This is a genomic window from Tenacibaculum gallaicum (genome assembly GCF_003387615.1).
In the GTDB taxonomy this organism is placed as follows: Bacteria; Bacteroidota; Bacteroidia; order Flavobacteriales; family Flavobacteriaceae; genus Polaribacter; species Polaribacter gallaicus.
On the sequence record NZ_QUNS01000007.1, the window covers coordinates 100,349 to 120,508 of the forward strand.

Sequence of the window (20,160 nt, forward strand, 5' to 3'; positions counted from 1 at the left end):
TACATTAAAATTAAATATAAATAACGAAATCTTTATGGGTTTTTTCGATTTCATGACAGAAGATATTGCAGTAGATTTAGGTACTGCAAATACACTTATAATCCACAATGGTAAGGTAGTTATTGACAACCCCTCTATTGTTGCTAGAAACAGGCTCACTGGTAAAATTATTGCTACGGGACATGAAGCTAGTAGAATGCAAGGAAAAACCCATGAAAACATCAAGACCATACGTCCTTTAAAAGACGGTGTAATTGCTGATTTTCAAGCTTCAGAGGAAATGATTAAGGAGTTTGTTAAACAAATCCCTGCTATAAAAAAGAGGTTATTTCCACCTTCGTTACGAATGGTTATTTGTATTCCTTCGGGAATTACTGAGGTTGAAAAACGAGCAGTTATTGATTCTGGCCGTCATATGAACGCTAAAGAAATCTATTTGATTTATGAACCAATGGCTGCTGCTATTGGTGTAGGTGTTGATATTATGGAGCCTAAAGGAAATATGATTATTGATATAGGTGGTGGTACCACTGAAATTGCTGTTATAGCACTAGCAGGTATTGTATGTGACCAATCAGTAAAAGTTGCTGGAGACTTATTTACCAGTGACATTATGTATTACATGCGTACACAACACAATTTACATGTTGGAGAAACCACTGCAGAAAGAATAAAGTTACAAATAGGTTCTGCTACAGAAGATTTAGACACTCCTCCTGAAGATATGATGGTACAAGGGCGTGATTTATTAAGTGGAAAACCTAAACAAATACAAGTTTCTTACCGTGAAATTGCAAAAGCATTAGATAAATCTATTTTACGTATTGAAGATGCCGTAATGGAAACCCTATCTAAGACCCCTCCTGAATTAGCCGCTGATATTTACAATACAGGTATTTATTTAGCTGGTGGTGGTTCAATGTTAAGAGGTTTAGATAAGCGTTTATCAAGAAAAACAGATTTACCAGTATATGTTGCTGAAGATCCGTTGCGTGCTGTAGTTCGCGGAACAGGTATTGCTCTTAAAAACTTAGAAAAATACAAAACCGTATTAATCAAATAAACTTGAATGATTATTTATGCAACAGCTTATTTATTTCTTTCAGAAGTATAAGTATTTCTTATTTTTTCTATTTTTAGAAATTATAGCTGTTGCATTAATCATTAACAACCATTCTTTTCATAAAAGTAAGTTTATTAGTTCTACCAATTTTATCACAGGTGGACTATATCAAAAATCATCAAATATATCAGAGTACTTAAACTTAAAGGAAAGAAACGCTGTACTAGTTGAAGAAAATTTAGCACTAAAAAATAAACTAGAAAAAATCACTACGTATCTTGATAGTATTTCTAGTAATCAAACAATCGACACCCTAAAACTCAACCAAAATTATAACTATATTTCTGGAAATATAATTAAAAACTCTTTTCATAAAGCTGACAACTTCATAACAATTAACAGAGGTCAAAATTATAATATTTCAAAAGAAATGGGAGTTGTAAACAGCAAAGGTATTATTGGTATCACTGATAATGTTTCCAATAAATTTGCAAGAGTACAATCTATTCTAAATTCAAAAAGTAGTATTAATGCCAAGTTCAAAAACAACAACCACTACGGAACATTAATTTGGGATGGTAAGGATTATAACATTGTACAATTAACCGATATTCCACGTCAAGCTCTTTTTAAAGAAGGTGATACTATTGTTACCGGAGGAAGATCTACCATTTTCCCTAACGGAATACCTATAGGAACTGTTATAAAAGTACCTGAAGAATTATCAGCTGTTAATAGCATTAATATTAAGCTTTTTAATGATATGTCTAACTTAGGGCATGTTTATATTATAACTAACCTAAATAAAGAAGAAATAAAAACTGTAGAAAACAACAATGAATAAAACGCTATACTTAATATTTTTATTCGTACTCCTCTTGTTGTTGCAAGTATTGGTTCTAAATAATATTTTATTTTTAGGGTATGTAAATCCCTATATTTATATCGTTTTTATTTTTTTGTACCCTATTAAAGAAAACAGGTTTCCTATATTATTAGTTGCTTTTTTGTTAGGTGCATGTGTTGATGCATTCTCTAACTCTGGCGGAATTCATGCTTTTTCTACTGTATTCATAGCTTATATACGTTTATTTACTTTTAAAGCTATATTCAAAAAAACATCGTCAGATTACCTACTTTTTAACCTAAGACATGAATCTTTTGATAAAGTATTTAATTATACAGCAATTTTAACATTCACACATCACTTCATTTTATTTAGTTTAACTAACTTTAGTTTTTATAACATTTCAAATGTACTTATCAACACACTATTTTCTAGTGTTTTTACGTTACTGTTATATTTTTTAGGAAGTTTTATATTTAGGAAAAAGCTAACATGAAACGAAGTTTCTTACTTATATTTTTAATTACTATTATTGGAATTGTTTACATCACTAGATTATTTCAATTACAAGTAATACATGGAGGTGAACAAAGTTTAACTCATAGTGCCACAATTAAGATTGAATATGATTACCCTGAACGAGGGTATATTTACGATCGTAAAGGAAAATTATTAGTTGCCAATCAATTGTCTTACGACGTAATGATTATCCCTAAAGAAGTTGAAGCTTTAGATACTTTAGAGTTCTGCTCTCTTTTAAAAATTGATAAAGAAGATTTTATAAAACGATTTACAAAAGCAAAAAATTATGCCCGTTGGCTTCCTTCAGTATTTTTAAAGCAGTTAGCTAAAGAAGATTATGCTTTTTTACAAGAAAAACTACCAAAATATAAAGGTTTTTATATCCAAAAGCGTATTATTAGAAATTACCCAGTAAAATCCGCAGCTAATGTATTGGGCTTTATTAGTGAAGTTAACGAATACATAGCCAAAAATAGCGATTACTACGAACAAGGAGAGTTAATTGGTAAGCTTGGTGTTGAAAAACAATATGAAAAAGAACTAAGAGGCGTTAAAGGAAAAAAATATTTTAAAAGAAATAACTTAAATAAAATTACTGGTTCTTATAAAAATGGAAAATACGATACTCTTGCAGTACCAGGTAAGGACTTAACATTGACTATTGATAGTGAATTACAACAATATGGAGAATTATTAATGTCTGGTAAGAGAGGTGGAATTGTTGCTATAGAACCTCAAACAGGTGAAATTTTAGCATTAATCACTGCTCCTTCTTACGATCCAAACTTACTAGTCGGAAGGCAACGCTCCCCTAACTCTGTAAGACTTTTTAACGACAGCATTAATATGCCTACTTTTGACAGAGGCCTGCAAGCAATGTATGCTCCTGGTTCACCTTTTAAAATACTTACTGGCTTAATTGGTTTACAAGAAGGAGTTATTGATGAAAATACCGGGTTTTACTGTCAACATGGATACCGTTACGGTAAGCGTCCTAACGCTTTTATGGGGTGCCACTGTAGAATTGTCGGACGACCTGTTCGCTTAAAAACTGCCATTGCTAAATCTTGTAATACTTATTTCGCTAACACCTACAGGAAAATTATAGATAATTATGAAAACCCAACAATAGGAACTGATGCTTGGAGTGAACATGCAAAAAGTTTTGGATTAGGTAATTATTTAGGTTACGATCTTCCCTCTGGTCAAAAAGGAAGAATTCCCAATGGAAGTTTTTACGACAGAAATTATGATTTTAGGTGGGGAGCTACAACTACAATTTCGAATGCTATCGGACAAGGAGAAGTAGAGACTACTCCTATTCAATTAGCAAATATGACCGCAGCTATTGCTAATAAAGGTTATTTTTATACTCCTCATATTGTTAAGAAAATTGAGAGCAAGTCTATTCTCGACTCTATTTATGTAACTCGTAGAAACACAACTGTTTCACCAGAACATTTCCCTATTGCTATTGAAGCAATGCACGAAACTTTCACAAGGGGTACAGCAAGGCGTAGTAGAATTGAAGGTATAGAAATATGCGGAAAAACAGGAACTGTAGAAAATTTTATTAGAGTAAATAAAAAGAAAGTTCAGTTAACAGACCACTCAATTTTTATAGCTTTTGCTCCAAAAGATGACCCGAAAATAGCCATCGCTATTTTTGTAGAAAACGGAGGATATGGGTCTACAATTGCTGCCCCTATTACCAGTTTACTTATTGAAAAATATTTAAACAAGTCAATATCAAGAAAACACATTGAAGACCGTATGATTAACCTGAGCCTTAAAGAAAGATACGAGAATCAATTATTAATCCAAAAAAGCGATACTCTTGCGACAAGAACGAAATAATATTTTTGCTGGAATCGACTGGCTACTGGTTTTACTCTACGTAGTATTAGTTGGCTTTGGGTGGGTAAATATTTATGCTGCATCCTCTTCAGAGGAATCTAGAGAAATTTTTGATTTTTCTACAAAATATGGAAAGCAACTAATTTTTATAGGACTTAGTGTCCCAGTTATCATCTTTATTCTCTTTTTTAATTCCAAGTTTTACGAACAGTTTTCGAGTGTAATGTACATTCTCTCTCTAGTTCTATTAGCTGGTGTACTTGTATTTGGTAAAAAAATAAATGGTGCTACTTCTTGGTACAACTTTGGAGGAATAGGACTACAACCTTCTGAGTTTGCAAAAGCTTTTACCGCCCTTGCTTTAGCTAAGTTAATGAGTGATCGGCAATACAATCTTAAACTTATAAAGAATCAAGCGAAAGCCTTTATTATTATCTTTTTACCGGCCTTTTTTATTGCATTACAACCTGATATGGGCTCTGTGCTAATATACTTCGCTTTCTTTTTTGTATTAAACAGAGAAGGACTTACGTTAGCTTATATTTTATTTGGAACCATATCTATTATTTTATTCTTATTAACAGTTTATTTTGAAGCAAAATGGATTCTTATTTCATGTTTACTTATAATCACATTAGTCGTTTTTTATGGTGTTTATAAAGACAAACGATTTTTTCGCTTCAACGTTTTAAAAATAATTGGATCCTATCTTTTTGCAATTTTCTTTATTTTAGGAATCAGCTATACCTATAACAACATATTAAAACAACATCAGAAAGATAGATTTGATATTTTACTAGGAAAGATTCAAGACAACAAAGGTATTGGCTATAACTCTTATCAGTCTGAAAAAACTATTAGTTCTGGTGGTTTTTCTGGAAAAGGTTTTTTACAAGGAGATAGAACGCAAGGAAATTTTGTTCCTGAACAACACACAGATTATATATACAGTACTGTAGGTGAAGAATGGGGGTTTTTAGGCAGCTCTTTTGTTATTATTTTATTTATGTTGCTTCTTTACAGAGTTATTTATTTATCAGAAACACAAACCAATAAATTTGCAAGAATATATGGCTATAGTGTAGCTTCCATTTTCTTTTTTCATATTCTTGTTAATATTGGTATGGTAATAGGTTTATTGCCTACTGTAGGAATTCCTCTTCCGTTTTTTAGTTACGGAGGTTCTTCTTTATGGGGGTTTACACTACTTCTATTTATTTTCATCCGTTTAGATGCTCACAAAAAATATGACTGGTAATCAGCTTCAAGTCTTGTAGGCCCCCTTATTCTTTCTTCTTCATCTATAAAGACAAGGATGGTATTGATTTAATATTAACTGTTATTAAAAACGTATCGTATCATGTAATGATATTATTATTTCTATACTAAAATAAAAATAGAAAATCTAAAATAAATTTTAATCAAAAAAAAACGCTTCGATAAAATATCGAAGCGTTTTAACTATTAACTAACCTTAAAACTCTTATAAAGCTGCAACGTGTTTAGCCAATTTAGACTTTAAATTTGCTGCTTTATTCTTATGAATAATGTTGTTCTTTGCTAATTTATCTAACATAGATACAACAGTCGAAAACATTCCTTCTGCTTCCTTCTTATCTTCTGTAGCTCTTAATTTTCTAACAGCATTACGAGTTGTTTTATGCTGATATTTATTTCTTAAGCGCTTTGCTTCGTTACTTCTAATTCTCTTTAATGCTGACTTATGATTTGCCATTGTACTAATGCGTTAATTGTTTATAAAAAACTTGTAGTCCGTACGGGAATCGAACCCGTGTTACCAGGATGAAAACCTGGCGTCCTAACCCCTAGACGAACGGACCAAAACAATCGTTCTGATTGCGGGTGCAAATATACAATTCTTTTTGTTATTTGCAATTAAAATTATTTTTTTATTTGTTTTATTTTTACTCTAAAACAATAAAATAGAACTTGTAGTCCGTACGGGAATCGAACCCGTGTTACCAGGATGAAAACCTGGCGTCCTAACCCCTAGACGAACGGACCAAAAACAATCTTTTTTGCGATTGCGGGTGCAAATATAAAAACTGTTTTTTATTGCGCAAAGCTTTTTTTTATTTTTTTAATATGCTTTTGCAAAAAGTACTCTTTTTGCTGAATATTTCCCTGTTAATACGCATACTCCTTCCTCTTCTTTTGCATCATTAGGAATACATCTTATAGTAGCTTTTGTGAGCTCTTTTATCTTGTCTTCAGTTTCAATTGTACCGTCCCAATGAGCTGACACAAATCCTCCTTTATTTTCTATCACATCTTTAAATTCTTCAAAAGAGTTCACTTCTGTAATATGCTCGTTTCTGTAAGTTAATGCTCTTTCATATAAATTTTCCTGAATTTTACCTAATAAATAATAAACATGATTAGCAACACTTTCTTGTTTAATAATTTTTTTTTCAAAAGTATCACGACGTGCAACCTCAACAGTACCATTTTCTAAATCACGTTTTCCCATTGCAATTCGTACAGGGACACCTTTTAATTCATACTCAGCAAACTTAGCTCCTGGTCTAAAAGTGTCTCTATCATCAAATTTTACTGATATTCCTTTAGCTCGTAACTCTTTTACAATTACATTAACCTTTTCAGAAATAGCATTTAACTGTTCTTCTCCTTTATATATAGGAACAATTACCACTTGAATTGGCGCTAGCTTTGGAGGTAGTACTAAACCAGCATCATCAGAGTGTGTCATTATCAACCCTCCTATCAAACGCGTAGACACTCCCCAAGAAGTTGCCCATACATATTCCTGTTTTCCTTCTTTCGAGGTATACTTTACGTCAAATGCCTTAGCAAAATTTTGCCCTAAAAAGTGTGAAGTTCCAGCTTGTAATGCTTTACCATCCTGCATTAACGCTTCTATTGTTAAAGTATCATCTGCTCCTGCAAAACGTTCACTTTCACTTTTAGCTCCTTTAACAACAGGCATTGCCATAAACTCTTCAGCAAAGGTTGCATACACCTCCTGCATTTGCTTTGCTTCAGCCATTGCTTCTGCTTTTGTTGCATGCGCAGTATGACCTTCTTGCCATAAAAACTCAGCAGTACGTAAAAACAAACGTGTACGCATTTCCCATCTTACAACATTTGCCCATTGATTAACTAACAACGGTAAATCTCTATGCGATTGAATCCATCCTTTATAAGTATTCCAAATAATTGCTTCAGAAGTAGGACGAACAACTAATTCTTCTTCCAATTTAGCTTCAGGATCTACACGTAGCTTTCCTTCATTATCTGGATCATTTTGTAATCGATAATGTGTAACCACCGCACATTCTTTTGCAAATCCTTCAGCATTTTTTTCTTCTGCTTCAAACAAACTTTTGGGTACAAAAAGAGGAAAATAAGCATTTTGATGTCCTGTTTCTTTAAACATTCTATCTAATTCTTTCTGCATGTTTTCCCAAATTGCAAATCCGTAAGGCTTTATTACCATACAACCTCTTACTGCTGAGTTTTCAGCTAAATCAGCTTTTACAATCAATTCGTTATACCATTTAGAGTAATCTTCGGCTCTTTTTGTTAAATGTTTGCTCATAATCAAAAGTTTGGCATAAATATTGTTATTTTTTATGCGTAAATTGTATCTGCAAAACTACATTAAAAAGGTAACAAGCCCAACAAAGAACTAATTTTTTGCAGCTCGTTAAAAAACAATTTGCTTTAACCTAAAATAAAAAAGTCATGAAACTACATTACACCAAAACCAAACTCCCTTTTTATATCCTATCATTTTTAATGGCAGCTACGTTTATATCTTGTGGTTCTGCACAAACGGTTACTGGTAGTGATGATGGTATTTATGCTGATGAGATAGAGCAACCTCAACGTAGAGTGATTGTTACCGATGATCGTGCATATGATGAATATCAAGAAAATTATTTCACCAAAGAAGTAGAACGTTTAGGCGCTTTAAATGGTACCGACATTTTCACTGATATAGAAAACTATAAGTCTGAAAGTGTGGACTCTTATGATGATGAAGATATTATTTATGAAGAAGAGCCTGAAACAAGAATTACATATAACGGAAATGAACCTTGGGGTTATTCTGATAATAATGATGTGGTTATAAACATCAATACTTATCCAAGATGGGGTTATTACAACGATTGGGATTATGGCTATGGATACAATTATCATAGACCTTGGTGGAGGTCTCGCTACTATGGCGGTTGGGGATATAACTCTCACTGGTACCCTTACCATTGGAACTCTGGCCTTTATGTTGGTTTAGGTGGAATTTATTATAACTCTTACTGGAACTCTCCTTATTACAGGTACAACCATTATAGACCATATAGATACTATAACAATCGTTATTATAAACGTCCTTATAGAGGCGCTAACTATTATAGAGGGCACAGAACTGCAACAACTTCTAGAAGAGGTTACACTTCTGGTCGTAGAGGAACTACAACTTCAAGACGTTCTTCTAATGTTTACAGAAGAAGTAATGGTAGAACCTACCGCAATAACACTCGCTCTACAAGAAATACGCGAAGCTATAATACAAGAAGAGGAAACAGTTCTAACAATAGAAGCATCAAACGATCAACTAGAACAAGAAGGTACAACTCTAATGGTAATAGCAGATCTACTCGTAGCTACAAAGGCACACCACGTTCTACAAGAAGTTCAAGAGGAAACCCTAGAGCTTCCAGTAATAATGGTGCTCGTCGATCAACATCTGTAAGGAATTCTAGAAGTTATACTAAAAGAAATCAAAACTCTAATAGATCTGTTAGAAAATCGACTTCTCCAAGAAGCTATTCAAAGTCAACCAAAAATAGCAGAAAAAACTATGCTTCTCACAAAAGTAATAACTCAAGAAAATCTAGAAGTTACTCAAAACCTTCTAGAAGCTCTCGTAGTTACTCAGCCCCATCAAGAAGTACTAGAAGTAACTCAAGAGGAAGTAGCAGAAGCTCATCAAGAAGTTCTAGAAGATAATCTTAAGACCAAATTTCAAGATAAGTTTTTAACGAATTAATAAAAAAAATGAAAAGAATTTTAACCTTCGCGATAATTATCGCTAGTACGTATACTGCCTATTCACAATCACTAGGCTACAATGATTTAGGAATTTTATTTTCAAAAGACGATAATTACGGAACTGCTCGTTTTGAAGCAATGAGTGGAGCCTTTGGAGCATTAGGTGGAGACATATCTTCTTTTGGAATTAACCCAGCTGGTAGCGCCGTTGCTATTAAGAGTACTTTTGGAGTAACCCTAGGTAACAGAAACACCACCTATTCGACTAAATATTATGGGAATACTGTAGAAACTGAGGATGATTTTTTTAATATTACCCAAGCTGGTGGTATTTTATCTTTCGACTCTGCTCATAACTCTGATTGGAACCGTTTTGCTTTAACTTTTAATTATAGATTAAAAAGTGATTTTGAAGGTTTATTCTCTACACAAGGTAATAGTGGTCAAGCATTATTTAATGAACACCCAGATGATATCACCAACCAATTCAACAATGGACAAGAGCAACGTTTTTTTAACTCTACCTACGGAGAGAACAGTATTTTTGAAATGGGTTTCTCTGCTGTGCACCTAAATAAACTATATGCTGGAGCTAGTATAAAGTTTCATAATTTTAGTTTTGGTCAAGTTACCGAATTAAGAGAGGTTAATGAGGATGATGATGCGAATACCTTAACTGCTCTAAATATTCAAGACAGTTACTTTGAAGGAAGCGGAGTTTCTTTTAGTGCAGGTTTTATTTATAAAGTAAATCAAAGTTTTCGCTTTGGCTTAGCTTATGAAACACCTACATGGTACAACGAAGTTTTTGAAGATAGTAATTTAAATGTTTTCGACCCAAATGATTCTAGATATGATGACTGGGTAGGCTATACAGAAATTTCAGCGACAAACCAAAACACTGATGTTAATAGCGGTGAAGAATTTAATTCAAATATTTTTAGATTGCGAACACCAAGTAAACTTACAGCTAGTGCGGCATTTGTTTTTGGTAAACAAGGTTTAATAAGCGCAGATTATACTTACAAAGACTATAGTGGTACAAAATATAGAGAAAACGACCCTTATTTTATAGAAACCAATCAAAACTTTGATAATGACTTTAAAGGTACCCACTCCTTAAATATTGGTACCGAGTGGCGTTTTGATAAAATGAGTGTTCGTGGTGGTTATCATTATGAGCAAAGTCCTTATAAAAATGCTTTAGATGATGATAATATTTCTGGATTCTCATTAGGACTTGGTTATAATTTTGGAAACATTAAGTTTGATTTATCATATACTAATTCAGAAAACAACAGCCCGTATCATATTTACAACTCACCGGCTGTTGATGTGAACCCTATCGAACTAACAACTGATACATCACGAATTTCTGGAACAATTACTTTCAGTTTATAATTCATAAAAAATATAGAAGAAGAGTCCTGCTATATGCAGGACTTTTTATATATCCATTTCTCAGTTTTTTACCGTAATTTTGCTTCTTATTTACAACTTATGAGTTCAACAAAAATAAACATACAAGAAACCAATAACGAAACCATCCTAAAGTTTGTTAGTAACAAAATTTTAGTTAATGGTGGTAGTTATGAATACAATAACATAGACGAGGCTAAAAACTCTCCTTTAGCACAACAACTTTTTTATCTTCCTTTTGTAAAAAAAGTATTAGTTACGGCTAACTTCATTGCTATTCAACGATATGATATTGTTGAGTGGGATGATGTTGAAGAAGAGGTTCGCGAGCAAATAGAAGCTTATATACAAAGTGGTAGTTCTGTAGTAAAAGAAGAAACTACTAAGAAAGATGCTGTTGAAGTATATGCAGAGGTTACTCCAAACCCAGCAGTAATGAAATTTGGAACCAACAAAGCTTTAACACAAACTGATGTTGAATTCAAAAATATTGAAGAAGCAAGCAAATCTTCTCCTTTAGCACAAGCATTATTTAGCTTTCCTTTTGTAAAAGAAATTTTCATTTCTGAAAACTACATATCAATCACAAAGTATGATATGATTGATTGGAATGAAGTGTACCAAGAAGTACGTACCTTTATTCGTAGTTATATACAGGAAGGTAAGAAAATAATTACTGAACTACCTAAACAACAAACTACGCAAAACGTTGAAGTTCCTAAAGAGAGTTTAACAGATACTGAAACTAAAATTGTTGATATTTTAGATGAGTATATAAAGCCTGCAGTAGCTTCTGATGGTGGTAATATCGCATTTCAATCATACGATGCCGAGAACAAAAGAGTGAGTGTTGTTTTACAAGGAGCTTGTAGTGGTTGTCCATCATCAACAGTAACATTAAAAAATGGTATTGAAACCATGCTTAAAGAAATGTTACCTAACCAAATTAATGAAGTAGTTGCCATTAACGGGTAATTCACCGTAAACCAAATAAAACACATGCCTGAAAAAATCAAACCATATAAAAATTCTGAATTAGGAAAGAAAGAGCAAGTTGCTCAAATGTTTGACAATATTTCTGAGGATTACGACGGATTAAATCGTGTTATTTCTTTAGGAATTGATGTTAGTTGGCGTAAAAAAGTAGTAAAATTAGTAGGGGAAAATAATCCGCAACAAATTTTAGATATAGCAACTGGTACAGGTGATTTAGCTTTGATGATGTCTGAATTAAACCCTGAGAAGATTGTAGGCTTAGATATTTCTGAAGGAATGCTGCAAGTAGGAAGACAAAAAATAGCTAAAGCTAACTTATCAAATAAAATTAAGATGATTGTTGGTGATAGTGAAAACATCCCTTTTCCTGATAATACTTTTGACGCAATTACTGTTTCTTTTGGAGTTAGAAACTTTGAAAACTTAGACAAAGGATTAACCGAAATATTACGGGTATTAAAACCTGGAGGTAAATTTGTGGTATTAGAAACCTCTAACCCAACCAAATTTCCTTTTAAGCAAGGATATAAATTGTATACCAATTATATTTTACCTATTATTGGTAAACTCTTTTCAAAAGATAAAGTTGCGTACTCATATTTATCAGAAACAGCAAATACTTTTCCTTTTGGAAAGGCTTTCAACAATATTTTACAAAAAAACGGGTTTAAGAATGCAAAGAATATACCTGTAACATTTGGTGTTGCATCAATTTATACCGCTTTAAAATAGTATGTTAAAAAAGCTTTTACTTTTCGGAATTTTAGTAGTGTCATTATCATCACAAGCTCAAAGAGAAAAAATATTAAAACTTCCTAGTTTTGACAAACCTCTTTTTCATTATGGTTTCTACCTAGGTGCAAATAATAATGATTACAAAATTTCCTATGCTCCTAGTGATTTTGACGATGCCGAAATTGAAGTTGAGTCATCTATTGGTTTTAATGTAGGTTTAATTGCCGATTTAAGACTACATAATAACATTAACCTTCGTTTTGAACCTGGATTAATGTCTAACACGAAAACATTGCGTTTTAAACATATTCCTGGTGCAGATAACATAAATACTCGTGAAGTAGGCGCCACTTACCTACATTTACCTCTCCTTTTAAAATTAAGCACAAACAGACTTAATAATATGAGACCTTATGTTATTGGAGGGCTTTCATACGACCATAACTTTTCAAGCAATGAGAGAAATAGTGATGACAACTTTGCTGGTGAGTTCAGGACCACAACAAATAATTTTATGTATGAAGTTGGCATTGGTGTTGATTTTTACTTAAGTTATTTTAAGTTTTCTCCTTCAATAAGAGGTGTTTTTGCTATTAACAATGAAATTAAATATGACAATAAACCTTCTTCTCAATGGACGGATCCTATTAATTTCTTAGGAACTAGAGGAGTGTTTTTACATTTAGCTTTTGAGTAATATTTTTATTTAAAACACATACAATAAAAAAAAGGCTTTCTAAATTTAGAAAGCCTTTTTACATTTAAAAATAATATGAAGTCCCCCGAAATCTTATTACTCTATACCTATTAGACACACTTTATTTTTTAAGGTCACATTTTTTTACAAAAACTCACAAAAAAAGACCGCAAAAATGCGGTCTTGTTTCATAAAGATTACTCTTTATTAGTTGGATAGAAGTCCCCCGAAATCTATCGTACTGTTAAAAACATTGTTTTTAGCGTTTTCAAAGATATAAAAAAATGTTAATTTTATCACTTTTTTATAACTATTTTATTGTTAACCACATCTTTAATAGGTAAAATAACCTTTCCTGCTTCTGTATTTATTGTAATACATATATTATCTATAGCTACCACAACTCCCTCTATATCATTAATTATAACTTTTTCTCCTATTGAAATATTTTTTCTAGAATAATAACCAAAAAGTAGTCTTGAAACAGCATCTCTCGCGCCAAATCCAAAAGCTAAGGTAAAAGCTAATAGTACAGACCCTATTAAAAGAGTTAAATTACTTTTAATTACTGATGTATCTACTCCTGCTTGATCTAGTGCTGTTATAGATAAAAATACAACAATAAGATAAAAAGCAATATTACCTACTAGATTTCCTCCAGAAACTTCAATAGATTTGAACATGGATTGAATAGCTTTTTTTACCATAGTTCCTAAGTAAGTTCCACCTACAAAAATACCTACCGCTGTTAATAAGTTTGGTAAATACGCAAAAAAGCTTCTAATTCCATCGGATACTACAGTTAAACCAAACATTTCAGCACCGACCATTACAAAAACAAAAATCAAAAACCACTTTAGCACAGCCAAGATAACATTGGTAAGCACGATGTTTATCGTACTACTTCCAAAAATTTCTGTCTGTCTAAGTTTCTTTGACCATTCATCTATTTTTGTTTTTGCTAATGCTTTTCTAACAAGGTATAAAAAGACCTTTATAATAAGCCAAGAGAGGATTACAAAAGCTAAAAAGCCCGCTACTGTTGGTAATGAATCTACTATGTCTTGAAAAATATTCTTAAAAGGGGTTAAAAAATCTATCTTTAAAAAACTCATAACTTTTATGTATAGTGATATATTTGGTTAGTCTGGATTACTTCACTTCTTTTTTCCGTTTGGTTCTGTACCCCCAATTAAATCAACAATTGCACTGGGGTATTTAACCACGAATAAATCAGCCATATCTATTGATAGCTTTATCATTGCCACATCATTAAGCACCTTATCTTTTAGTACTTCTGGCAATTCTTCGTTATGTAATATTTTTTTAAATGGATTATCCATAATTTATTACAATTCGTTATACGCTTTCACCACTTTCGCTTTAGCTCTTTTTAATCGCATTTTTACTGCGCTTTCTCCTAAATCTAATCCTATTGAAATATCTTTAATACTCATTTCATCTTGATACTTCATTAATAAAATCATTTTCTCTAAAGGAGAAATCATTTCTAGTGCTTTAGCTAATTTATCTGACTTTAATTCGAACAGTGTAGCGTCATCTATATCATCAATATTACTTTCCTCTCTTATTTCATCTGTTACTACCGTTACTCTTTCTTTTTTCTTCTCTTTATTTCTCTGTACATAATTAACACAAAAATTGTAAGTAAAAGAATACAACCAAGTAGAAAACTTAGATTTCCCTTTAAAAGTTCTCAATTTAACAAATAAACGAATAAATACATCATGTGTTAAATCTTGAGCCTCTTCTTTACTTTTGGAAAACCCATAGCACTTATTATACACCACACCAGCGTAACGATCGTATAAAACAGCAAACAAATGAGTATCATTTTTCTCTACTATTTTACGAACTAAATCTTCGTCGCTTATTTTTTTTACATCAATACTCTCCAAGGGGCAGTATAGTTAGTTTCCTTCTTAGTTACACATTAATTTAGACACCTACTCTACTACGTGGTCACTCAATTATTGCTTAAACAACGGATTTTAACATTTCTTTAACAAAGAGACGGAATTTTTCAAGAAATACAAAAAACTTTGTAACATTATTTTAATTGCATACGTATAAGATAATGTAGACTGATTGATAAATTAAAAATATACTTGAAGTAGATGAGACAACTTAAAATTACAAAACAGGTTACCAATAGAGAAACCGCGTCTTTAGATAAATATTTGCAAGAAATAGGAAAGGTAGATTTAATTACTGCTGATGAAGAAGTTGAATTAGCACAAAGAATTAAAGCTGGTGACCAAAGAGCCCTTGAAAAACTAACCAAGGCTAATTTACGTTTTGTGGTATCAGTTGCAAAACAATACCAAAACCAAGGATTAACATTACCTGATTTAATTAACGAAGGTAACTTAGGATTAATTAAAGCTGCGAAACGTTTTGATGAAACTCGTGGATTTAAATTTATATCATACGCAGTATGGTGGATTCGTCAGTCTATCTTACAAGCTTTAGCTGAGCAATCTCGTATTGTACGTTTACCATTAAACAAAATTGGTTCCATAAACAAAATTAATAAGATGTATGCTTTCTTAGAGCAAGAAAACGAGCGCCCACCAAGTGCTGAGGAAATTGCTAAGAAATTAGACATGACTGTTAATGATGTTAAAGAGTCAATGAAAAACTCAGGTCGTCACGTATCAATGGATGCCCCTTTAATAGAGGGTGAAGATTCTAACTTATATGACGTATTAAACTCGGGTGAATCACCAAATCCTGATAAAACTTTACTACACGAATCTTTACGTATTGAGATTAATCGTGCGTTAGAAACATTAACACCTCGTGAGGCTGATGTAGTAAAATTATACTTTGGTTTAGGAGAGCACCAACCAATGACTTTAGAGGAAATTGGTGAAACATTTGATTTAACTCGTGAACGTGTACGTCAAATTAAAGAAAAAGCTATCAGAAGATTAAAACACACATCACGTAGTAAGATTTTAATGACCTACTTAGGTTAATAATATAAACAACAACAAATAGTTATCGTAACTATTCGTTTTTTAATCAAAGAATAAAAGCTCTCGAATTCGAGAGCTTTCTTTTTGATTTTAATGCTCTTAGTTTTAACTATATTTGCATTAAATAACAACGCAACAACTTATAATATTAATGGAAAAACTTGTAGCCCCATCAATTTTAGCGGCTGATTTTGGAAACCTACAACGTGATGTTGAAATGGTTAATGATAGTAAAGCAGATTGGTTTCATATTGACATTATGGACGGTGTTTTTGTTCCAAATATTTCTTTTGGAATGCCAGTTTTAAAGTCAATTACAAAACACGCTAATAAAACAATTGATGTACATTTAATGATTGTAGATCCTGATCGCTACATTCAAACTTTTGCAGATTTGGGTGCCGACATTTTAACGGTACACTATGAAACTTGTACACACTTACACAGAACTATTCAGGCAATAAAAGCAGCTGGCATGAAAGCTGGGGTTGCTTTAAACCCACACACACCTATCGCAGTTTTAGAAGATATTATTAAAGATTTAGATTTAGTTTGTATTATGAGTGTAAACCCAGGATTTGGAGGACAGTCATTCATTGAAAATACTTACAAAAAAATTCAACAGTTAAAAAACTTGATTGAATTTAGTGAAGCACCGACCTTAATTGAAATTGATGGTGGTGTAACTGACCTAAACGCTAATAAACTTATAGAAGTTGGTGCTGATGTGTTAGTTGCTGGTAGTTTTGTTTTCAAAAGTGATAACCCTACCGAAACAATTGAAAATTTAAAAGCTATTATAAATTAAGACTACTTTTAAAAAACAATTGTGTCTAAACATCTTTTTGTCTAGACTACACTATTTTTTAACTAAAAAAAGCTATATAACATAAATTATATAGCTTTTTACTTTTTTAATTAGGCCCGCAAAAAACCTCATTCATACAAATATACCCTGGAGGAAGAGGTTCACACCTAGTACACATTACGTAAGTCCATCCACCTTGAACGGATTTTTGCTCTGACTTATTTAGAATCGAACCTAAATTTGAAATATTTTTCAACATAATAAAGTGTTTTAAGTTTCTCAAAAATAACCCCTTAAGCAGAAATTATCTCCTAAAAAACCGTAATAAAAGTAAGGCTTATCCATAATTTTCAGTTTTTCACACCTCCTTTATCAATACTAAAACTGCTCTAATAAGTAATAAATTAAATCGGTGGTAGTCACAATCCCTACCAGTTTATTATTATCAACAACTGGCAATGCATGAAACTCCTTTTTTGCTAAAATCTCAGCGACTTCTTTAATTGTAGTACTAGAGTTCACAGTTTCCAAGTTTTTTGCCATCACTTGGTCTATTGTAAACATGTTATACACTACAGTATCAACGTCGGTTTCATTTTCATCAACTGCATCTGCAAAACTTATTCGTAATAAATCTGTATAACTTAACATTCCTTTTATTTCGTTTCCTCTTACTACTGGAATGTGTCTTATATGTTCTTTTTTAAATATTTTTTCTGCTGTCATCAAGTCATCGGTACTACTTAATGTGATTACATCTTTGGTCATGATAACTGAAACTGGTGTTCTTTTTTTCATTCTTGTAAGGTTTTGTGTTATTATCTATTTCAAATTTCAGCAATAAAAACAAGTATAAACCTGATTAAAATCATAGATTTTCATCTATTTTATTTCTATCTAAAAATGTAATTATTTAACTATTTTTACAAAAACATTTTATCTTGATAGAGGATTTACAGAAATACTACGGTTATTTATTTGAAGAAGCATTGTTACAAGAAATAGCTGCTCTTGCTATAGCAAGAGAAGTTAAAGCTAATGAAGTTATAATTAATATTGACAGTTATATAACTTCTATTCCACTATTATTAAATGGAGCTATAAAAATTTTACGTGAAGATAAAGAAGGTGACGACTTAGTTTTATATTATATCGAAAAAGGAGATACATGTGCCATGACACTTTCATGTTGTATGGAACAAACAAAAAGTAAAATTAAAGCAATCGCTGAAACAGATGTAAAACTATTAATGATTCCTAAGCAAAAAATGAGCGAGTGGCTTAGTAAATATAAAAGCTGGCAAGAGTTTATTTTATATAGTTACCATAGTAGATTACAGGAGTTTATTGATGCTATCGATACTATTGCCTTTTTAAACATGGATCAACGTTTACTAAAGTATCTAAAAGACAAAGCTTTAGTAAATCAAAACGAAACAATTAGCGTAACACACCAACAAATAGCTAACGATTTACACACTTCTAGAGTGGTTATTTCTAGGCTTTTAAAAGCTTTAGAAAAACAAGATAAAATAGAGCTGCATAGAAATCAGATTAAAGTATTAGAACTTTAACCCTGTAACTTGAGTTACATTTTTTATAAGAGAATCGTTCTACCTCTATGGTAAATACTAGAACGATGAGTAAATTTTATGAAATAAGTAAAGGAGTTCCCATTTTTATACTTTTTTAAAGAAAATAAGCTATTATGGCAACAATCGGGAATGTTATATAAAACGATTTGGTTACTATTATTAACGGTTATATGAAATAATATCGTTATTTTTATAACACTTTATCTACTACAAAAAACGTTCTTATTTAATAATCTCATAAACTATCTTCAATATGGAAGACATGCTCTTTTATGATAGAATGCAGTTTGCTTTTACCATTACCTTTCACTACTTATTTCCGCAATTAACCATGGGACTATCATTGATGATAGTTTTCTTTAAATGGAAATTTTTAAGAACCAAAATTGAAAAATACAACGATGCTGCAAAATTTTGGATGAAAATATTTGCCTTAAATTTTGCTATGGGAGTTGTTACTGGAATTCCTATGGAATTTCAATTTGGCACCAACTGGGCGAAGTTTTCAGAACTTACTGGCGGTATCATTGGTCAGACTTTAGCCATGGAAGGAATGTTTTCTTTCTTCTTAGAATCCTCTTTTTTAGGTCTCTTTTTATTTGGTGAAAAAAAACTAGGACATAAACTTCATTTCTTAACTGGCTTTTTAGTCTTTTTAGGCTCTTGGGCAAGTGGTTTTTTAATCATAGCTACACATTCTTGGATGCAAAACCCAGTAGGCTATGAAATTTTAGCCAACGGTAAATTTGTTCTAAATAATTTTTCAGCCTTATTCTCGAACCCATGGTTATGGCCTTCTTATTTACATAACCAAGCAGCTTCTTTAGTTACTAGTTCTTTTGTGGTTGCTGGTATTGGAGCTCTTTATCTTTTAAATAAAAAACACTTAGAATTTGGTAAATTATTTTTAAAAACAGGAGTTGTTTTTGGAGTTATTGCATCTATTTTGGTTGCTTTCCCTACGGGGGATTTAGCTGCTAAAAATGTTGTAAAATATCAACCTGTAACTTTTGCAGCTATGGAAGGAGTTTTTGAAACAGAAAAAGGAGGCTCTGAAATAGTTTTAATTGGACAACCAAACATGCTGGAGAAAAAATTAGATAATAAAATAGCCGTTCCTAATATCCTTAGCTTTTTAACCTATCAAGAATGGAATACAGAAATCAAAGGGCTAAACGAGTTTGATGAAAAAAACTACCCAACAAACATACCAGGTTTATATTATGCGTACCATATAATGGTAGGTTTAGGAACTATTTTTATTGCTTTAATGCTAGCCAGTATTGTTCAATTATTCAGAAATAAATTATACCAAACAAAATGGATCTTGTGGTCTTTACTATTTATGATTCCATTCCCATATATTGCCAATACTACTGGTTGGTATACAGCTGAATTAGGGCGTCAACCTTGGTTAGTTTATAATTTACTACGAACATCTGCTGGTGCATCACCTACAGTATCCTCAGGAAATACTTTATTCACTCTTTTAGGGTTTATCGGTTTATATTTATTATTAGGAATGTTATTTCTAATTTTAGCGGGAAAAATTATTAATAAAGGACCTCAAACAACACATTAA

At 31.9% G+C, this 20,160-nt stretch carries 20 protein-coding genes and 2 tRNA genes; 14 read left to right on the top strand and 8 right to left on the bottom strand.

Going from position 1 to position 20,160, the window contains the following annotated elements; translation table 11 throughout:
• Positions 1-34 precede the first annotated feature (34 nt).
• Genes C7448_RS12695 through rodA form a run of 5 tightly spaced genes read left to right on the top strand, consistent with a single transcriptional unit; the run spans position 35 to position 5,547 of the window.
• Positions 35-1,063: a rod shape-determining protein gene (locus C7448_RS12695; RefSeq protein ID WP_115901760.1), complete on the top strand. Its 1,029-nt coding sequence runs from the start codon at positions 35-37 to the stop codon at positions 1,061-1,063.
• A gap of 16 nt (positions 1,064-1,079) precedes the next feature.
• On the top strand, positions 1,080-1,907 hold the full coding sequence (gene mreC, locus C7448_RS12700) for a rod shape-determining protein MreC (RefSeq protein WP_115901761.1): 828 nt from the start codon (positions 1,080-1,082) through the stop codon (positions 1,905-1,907).
• Positions 1,900-2,406 (top strand): rod shape-determining protein MreD, encoded by a 507-nt coding sequence (gene mreD, locus C7448_RS12705; RefSeq protein ID WP_115901762.1) that lies wholly within the window; start codon positions 1,900-1,902, stop codon positions 2,404-2,406. Before mreC ends, mreD begins: the two co-directional genes overlap by 8 nt.
• On the top strand, positions 2,403-4,289 hold the full coding sequence (gene mrdA / locus C7448_RS12710; protein ID WP_115901763.1) for a penicillin-binding protein 2: 1,887 nt from the start codon (positions 2,403-2,405) through the stop codon (positions 4,287-4,289). The genes mreD and mrdA overlap by 4 nt, the downstream gene beginning before the upstream one ends.
• Positions 4,270-5,547: a rod shape-determining protein RodA gene (gene rodA, locus C7448_RS12715; RefSeq protein WP_115901764.1), complete on the top strand. Its 1,278-nt coding sequence runs from the start codon at positions 4,270-4,272 to the stop codon at positions 5,545-5,547. Before mrdA ends, rodA begins: the two co-directional genes overlap by 20 nt.
• 225 nt (positions 5,548-5,772) lie before the next feature.
• Here the strand turns inward: rodA and rpsT are convergent, their stop codons facing one another.
• From rpsT to proS, 4 genes are all read right to left on the bottom strand, one after another.
• Positions 5,773-6,024, bottom strand: coding sequence for a 30S ribosomal protein S20 (gene rpsT, locus C7448_RS12720; protein WP_028891217.1), 252 nt, complete (start codon positions 6,022-6,024; stop codon positions 5,773-5,775).
• A 34-nt stretch (positions 6,025-6,058) separates the two neighbouring features.
• Positions 6,059-6,130 (bottom strand) — tRNA-Glu (locus tag C7448_RS12725).
• A 112-nt stretch (positions 6,131-6,242) separates the two neighbouring features.
• Positions 6,243-6,314 (bottom strand) — tRNA-Glu (locus tag C7448_RS12730).
• Positions 6,315-6,390: 76 nt separating this feature from the next.
• Complete coding sequence (gene proS, locus C7448_RS12735) at positions 6,391-7,869, bottom strand: proline--tRNA ligase (protein WP_115901765.1); 1,479 nt, start codon at positions 7,867-7,869, stop codon at positions 6,391-6,393.
• Positions 7,870-8,015: 146 nt separating this feature from the next.
• On the opposite strand from proS, the gene C7448_RS12740 reads away from it, so the two are divergent.
• The 5 genes from C7448_RS12740 (at position 8,016) to porT (ending at position 13,173) form a co-directional block, all read left to right on the top strand.
• Positions 8,016-9,284, top strand: coding sequence for a hypothetical protein (locus tag C7448_RS12740; protein WP_115901766.1), 1,269 nt, complete (start codon positions 8,016-8,018; stop codon positions 9,282-9,284).
• Positions 9,285-9,332: 48 nt separating this feature from the next.
• Positions 9,333-10,727, top strand: a complete 1,395-nt coding sequence (locus tag C7448_RS12745) for an OmpP1/FadL family transporter (RefSeq protein ID WP_115901767.1) — start codon at positions 9,333-9,335, stop codon at positions 10,725-10,727.
• Positions 10,728-10,826: 99 nt separating this feature from the next.
• On the top strand, positions 10,827-11,720 hold the full coding sequence (locus tag C7448_RS12750) for a NifU family protein (RefSeq protein WP_115901768.1): 894 nt from the start codon (positions 10,827-10,829) through the stop codon (positions 11,718-11,720).
• A gap of 24 nt (positions 11,721-11,744) precedes the next feature.
• Positions 11,745-12,473: a bifunctional demethylmenaquinone methyltransferase/2-methoxy-6-polyprenyl-1,4-benzoquinol methylase UbiE gene (gene ubiE / locus C7448_RS12755; protein ID WP_115901769.1), complete on the top strand. Its 729-nt coding sequence runs from the start codon at positions 11,745-11,747 to the stop codon at positions 12,471-12,473.
• A 1-nt stretch (position 12,474) separates the two neighbouring features.
• Positions 12,475-13,173, top strand: coding sequence for a type IX secretion/gliding motility protein PorT/SprT (gene porT, locus C7448_RS12760; RefSeq protein ID WP_115901770.1), 699 nt, complete (start codon positions 12,475-12,477; stop codon positions 13,171-13,173).
• Positions 13,174-13,469: 296 nt separating this feature from the next.
• On the opposite strand, the gene C7448_RS12765 is transcribed toward porT, so the two are convergent.
• The 3 genes from C7448_RS12765 to C7448_RS12775 are packed head-to-tail and all read right to left on the bottom strand — an operon-like array spanning position 13,470 to position 15,092.
• Positions 13,470-14,288, bottom strand: coding sequence for a mechanosensitive ion channel family protein (locus tag C7448_RS12765; protein ID WP_115901771.1), 819 nt, complete (start codon positions 14,286-14,288; stop codon positions 13,470-13,472).
• Between the two features lie 42 nt (positions 14,289-14,330).
• On the bottom strand, positions 14,331-14,516 hold the full coding sequence (locus tag C7448_RS12770) for a hypothetical protein (protein ID WP_115901772.1): 186 nt from the start codon (positions 14,514-14,516) through the stop codon (positions 14,331-14,333).
• Positions 14,517-14,522: 6 nt separating this feature from the next.
• Positions 14,523-15,092, bottom strand: coding sequence for an RNA polymerase sigma factor (locus tag C7448_RS12775; protein ID WP_115901773.1), 570 nt, complete (start codon positions 15,090-15,092; stop codon positions 14,523-14,525).
• Positions 15,093-15,311: 219 nt separating this feature from the next.
• On the opposite strand from C7448_RS12775, the gene C7448_RS12780 reads away from it, so the two are divergent.
• A complete protein-coding gene (locus C7448_RS12780) occupies positions 15,312-16,175 on the top strand; it encodes a sigma-70 family RNA polymerase sigma factor (protein WP_028891227.1) in 864 nt (287 codons plus the stop codon).
• 151 nt (positions 16,176-16,326) lie between these two features.
• Positions 16,327-16,983, top strand: coding sequence for a ribulose-phosphate 3-epimerase (gene rpe, locus C7448_RS12785; protein WP_115901774.1), 657 nt, complete (start codon positions 16,327-16,329; stop codon positions 16,981-16,983).
• A gap of 378 nt (positions 16,984-17,361) precedes the next feature.
• On the opposite strand, the gene C7448_RS12790 is transcribed toward rpe, so the two are convergent.
• Positions 17,362-17,781 carry a CBS domain-containing protein gene (locus C7448_RS12790; protein ID WP_115901775.1) on the bottom strand — a complete coding sequence of 140 codons (420 nt, stop codon included), beginning with the start codon at positions 17,779-17,781 and terminating at the stop codon, positions 17,362-17,364.
• Positions 17,782-17,924: 143 nt separating this feature from the next.
• Between C7448_RS12790 and C7448_RS12795 the strand changes: the two genes are divergently transcribed.
• Together C7448_RS12795 and C7448_RS12800 are read left to right on the top strand one after the other, a co-directional pair.
• The gene (locus C7448_RS12795) at positions 17,925-18,557 is read left to right on the top strand and encodes a Crp/Fnr family transcriptional regulator (RefSeq protein WP_115901776.1); all 633 of its coding nucleotides are present in this window, start codon (positions 17,925-17,927) and stop codon (positions 18,555-18,557) included.
• A 274-nt stretch (positions 18,558-18,831) separates the two neighbouring features.
• Complete coding sequence (locus C7448_RS12800; protein WP_115901777.1) at positions 18,832-20,160, top strand: cytochrome ubiquinol oxidase subunit I; 1,329 nt, start codon at positions 18,832-18,834, stop codon at positions 20,158-20,160.

Coding starts and splice junctions, on each gene's coding strand:
- C7448_RS12695 (WP_115901760.1), top strand. CDS start 35: ATGGGTTTTTTCGATTTCATGACAGAAGATATTGCAGTAGATTTAGGT.
- mreC (WP_115901761.1), top strand. CDS start 1,080: ATGCAACAGCTTATTTATTTCTTTCAGAAGTATAAGTATTTCTTATTT.
- mreD (WP_115901762.1), top strand. CDS start 1,900: ATGAATAAAACGCTATACTTAATATTTTTATTCGTACTCCTCTTGTTG.
- mrdA (WP_115901763.1), top strand. CDS start 2,403: ATGAAACGAAGTTTCTTACTTATATTTTTAATTACTATTATTGGAATT.
- rpsT (WP_028891217.1), bottom strand. CDS start 6,024: ATGGCAAATCATAAGTCAGCATTAAAGAGAATTAGAAGTAACGAAGCA.
- proS (WP_115901765.1), bottom strand. CDS start 7,869: ATGAGCAAACATTTAACAAAAAGAGCCGAAGATTACTCTAAATGGTAT.
- C7448_RS12740 (WP_115901766.1), top strand. CDS start 8,016: ATGAAACTACATTACACCAAAACCAAACTCCCTTTTTATATCCTATCA.
- C7448_RS12745 (WP_115901767.1), top strand. CDS start 9,333: ATGAAAAGAATTTTAACCTTCGCGATAATTATCGCTAGTACGTATACT.
- C7448_RS12750 (WP_115901768.1), top strand. CDS start 10,827: ATGAGTTCAACAAAAATAAACATACAAGAAACCAATAACGAAACCATC.
- ubiE (WP_115901769.1), top strand. CDS start 11,745: ATGCCTGAAAAAATCAAACCATATAAAAATTCTGAATTAGGAAAGAAA.
- porT (WP_115901770.1), top strand. CDS start 12,475: ATGTTAAAAAAGCTTTTACTTTTCGGAATTTTAGTAGTGTCATTATCA.
- C7448_RS12765 (WP_115901771.1), bottom strand. CDS start 14,288: ATGAGTTTTTTAAAGATAGATTTTTTAACCCCTTTTAAGAATATTTTT.
- C7448_RS12770 (WP_115901772.1), bottom strand. CDS start 14,516: ATGGATAATCCATTTAAAAAAATATTACATAACGAAGAATTGCCAGAA.
- C7448_RS12780 (WP_028891227.1), top strand. CDS start 15,312: ATGAGACAACTTAAAATTACAAAACAGGTTACCAATAGAGAAACCGCG.
- rpe (WP_115901774.1), top strand. CDS start 16,327: ATGGAAAAACTTGTAGCCCCATCAATTTTAGCGGCTGATTTTGGAAAC.
- C7448_RS12790 (WP_115901775.1), bottom strand. CDS start 17,781: ATGAAAAAAAGAACACCAGTTTCAGTTATCATGACCAAAGATGTAATC.
- C7448_RS12800 (WP_115901777.1), top strand. CDS start 18,832: ATGGAAGACATGCTCTTTTATGATAGAATGCAGTTTGCTTTTACCATT.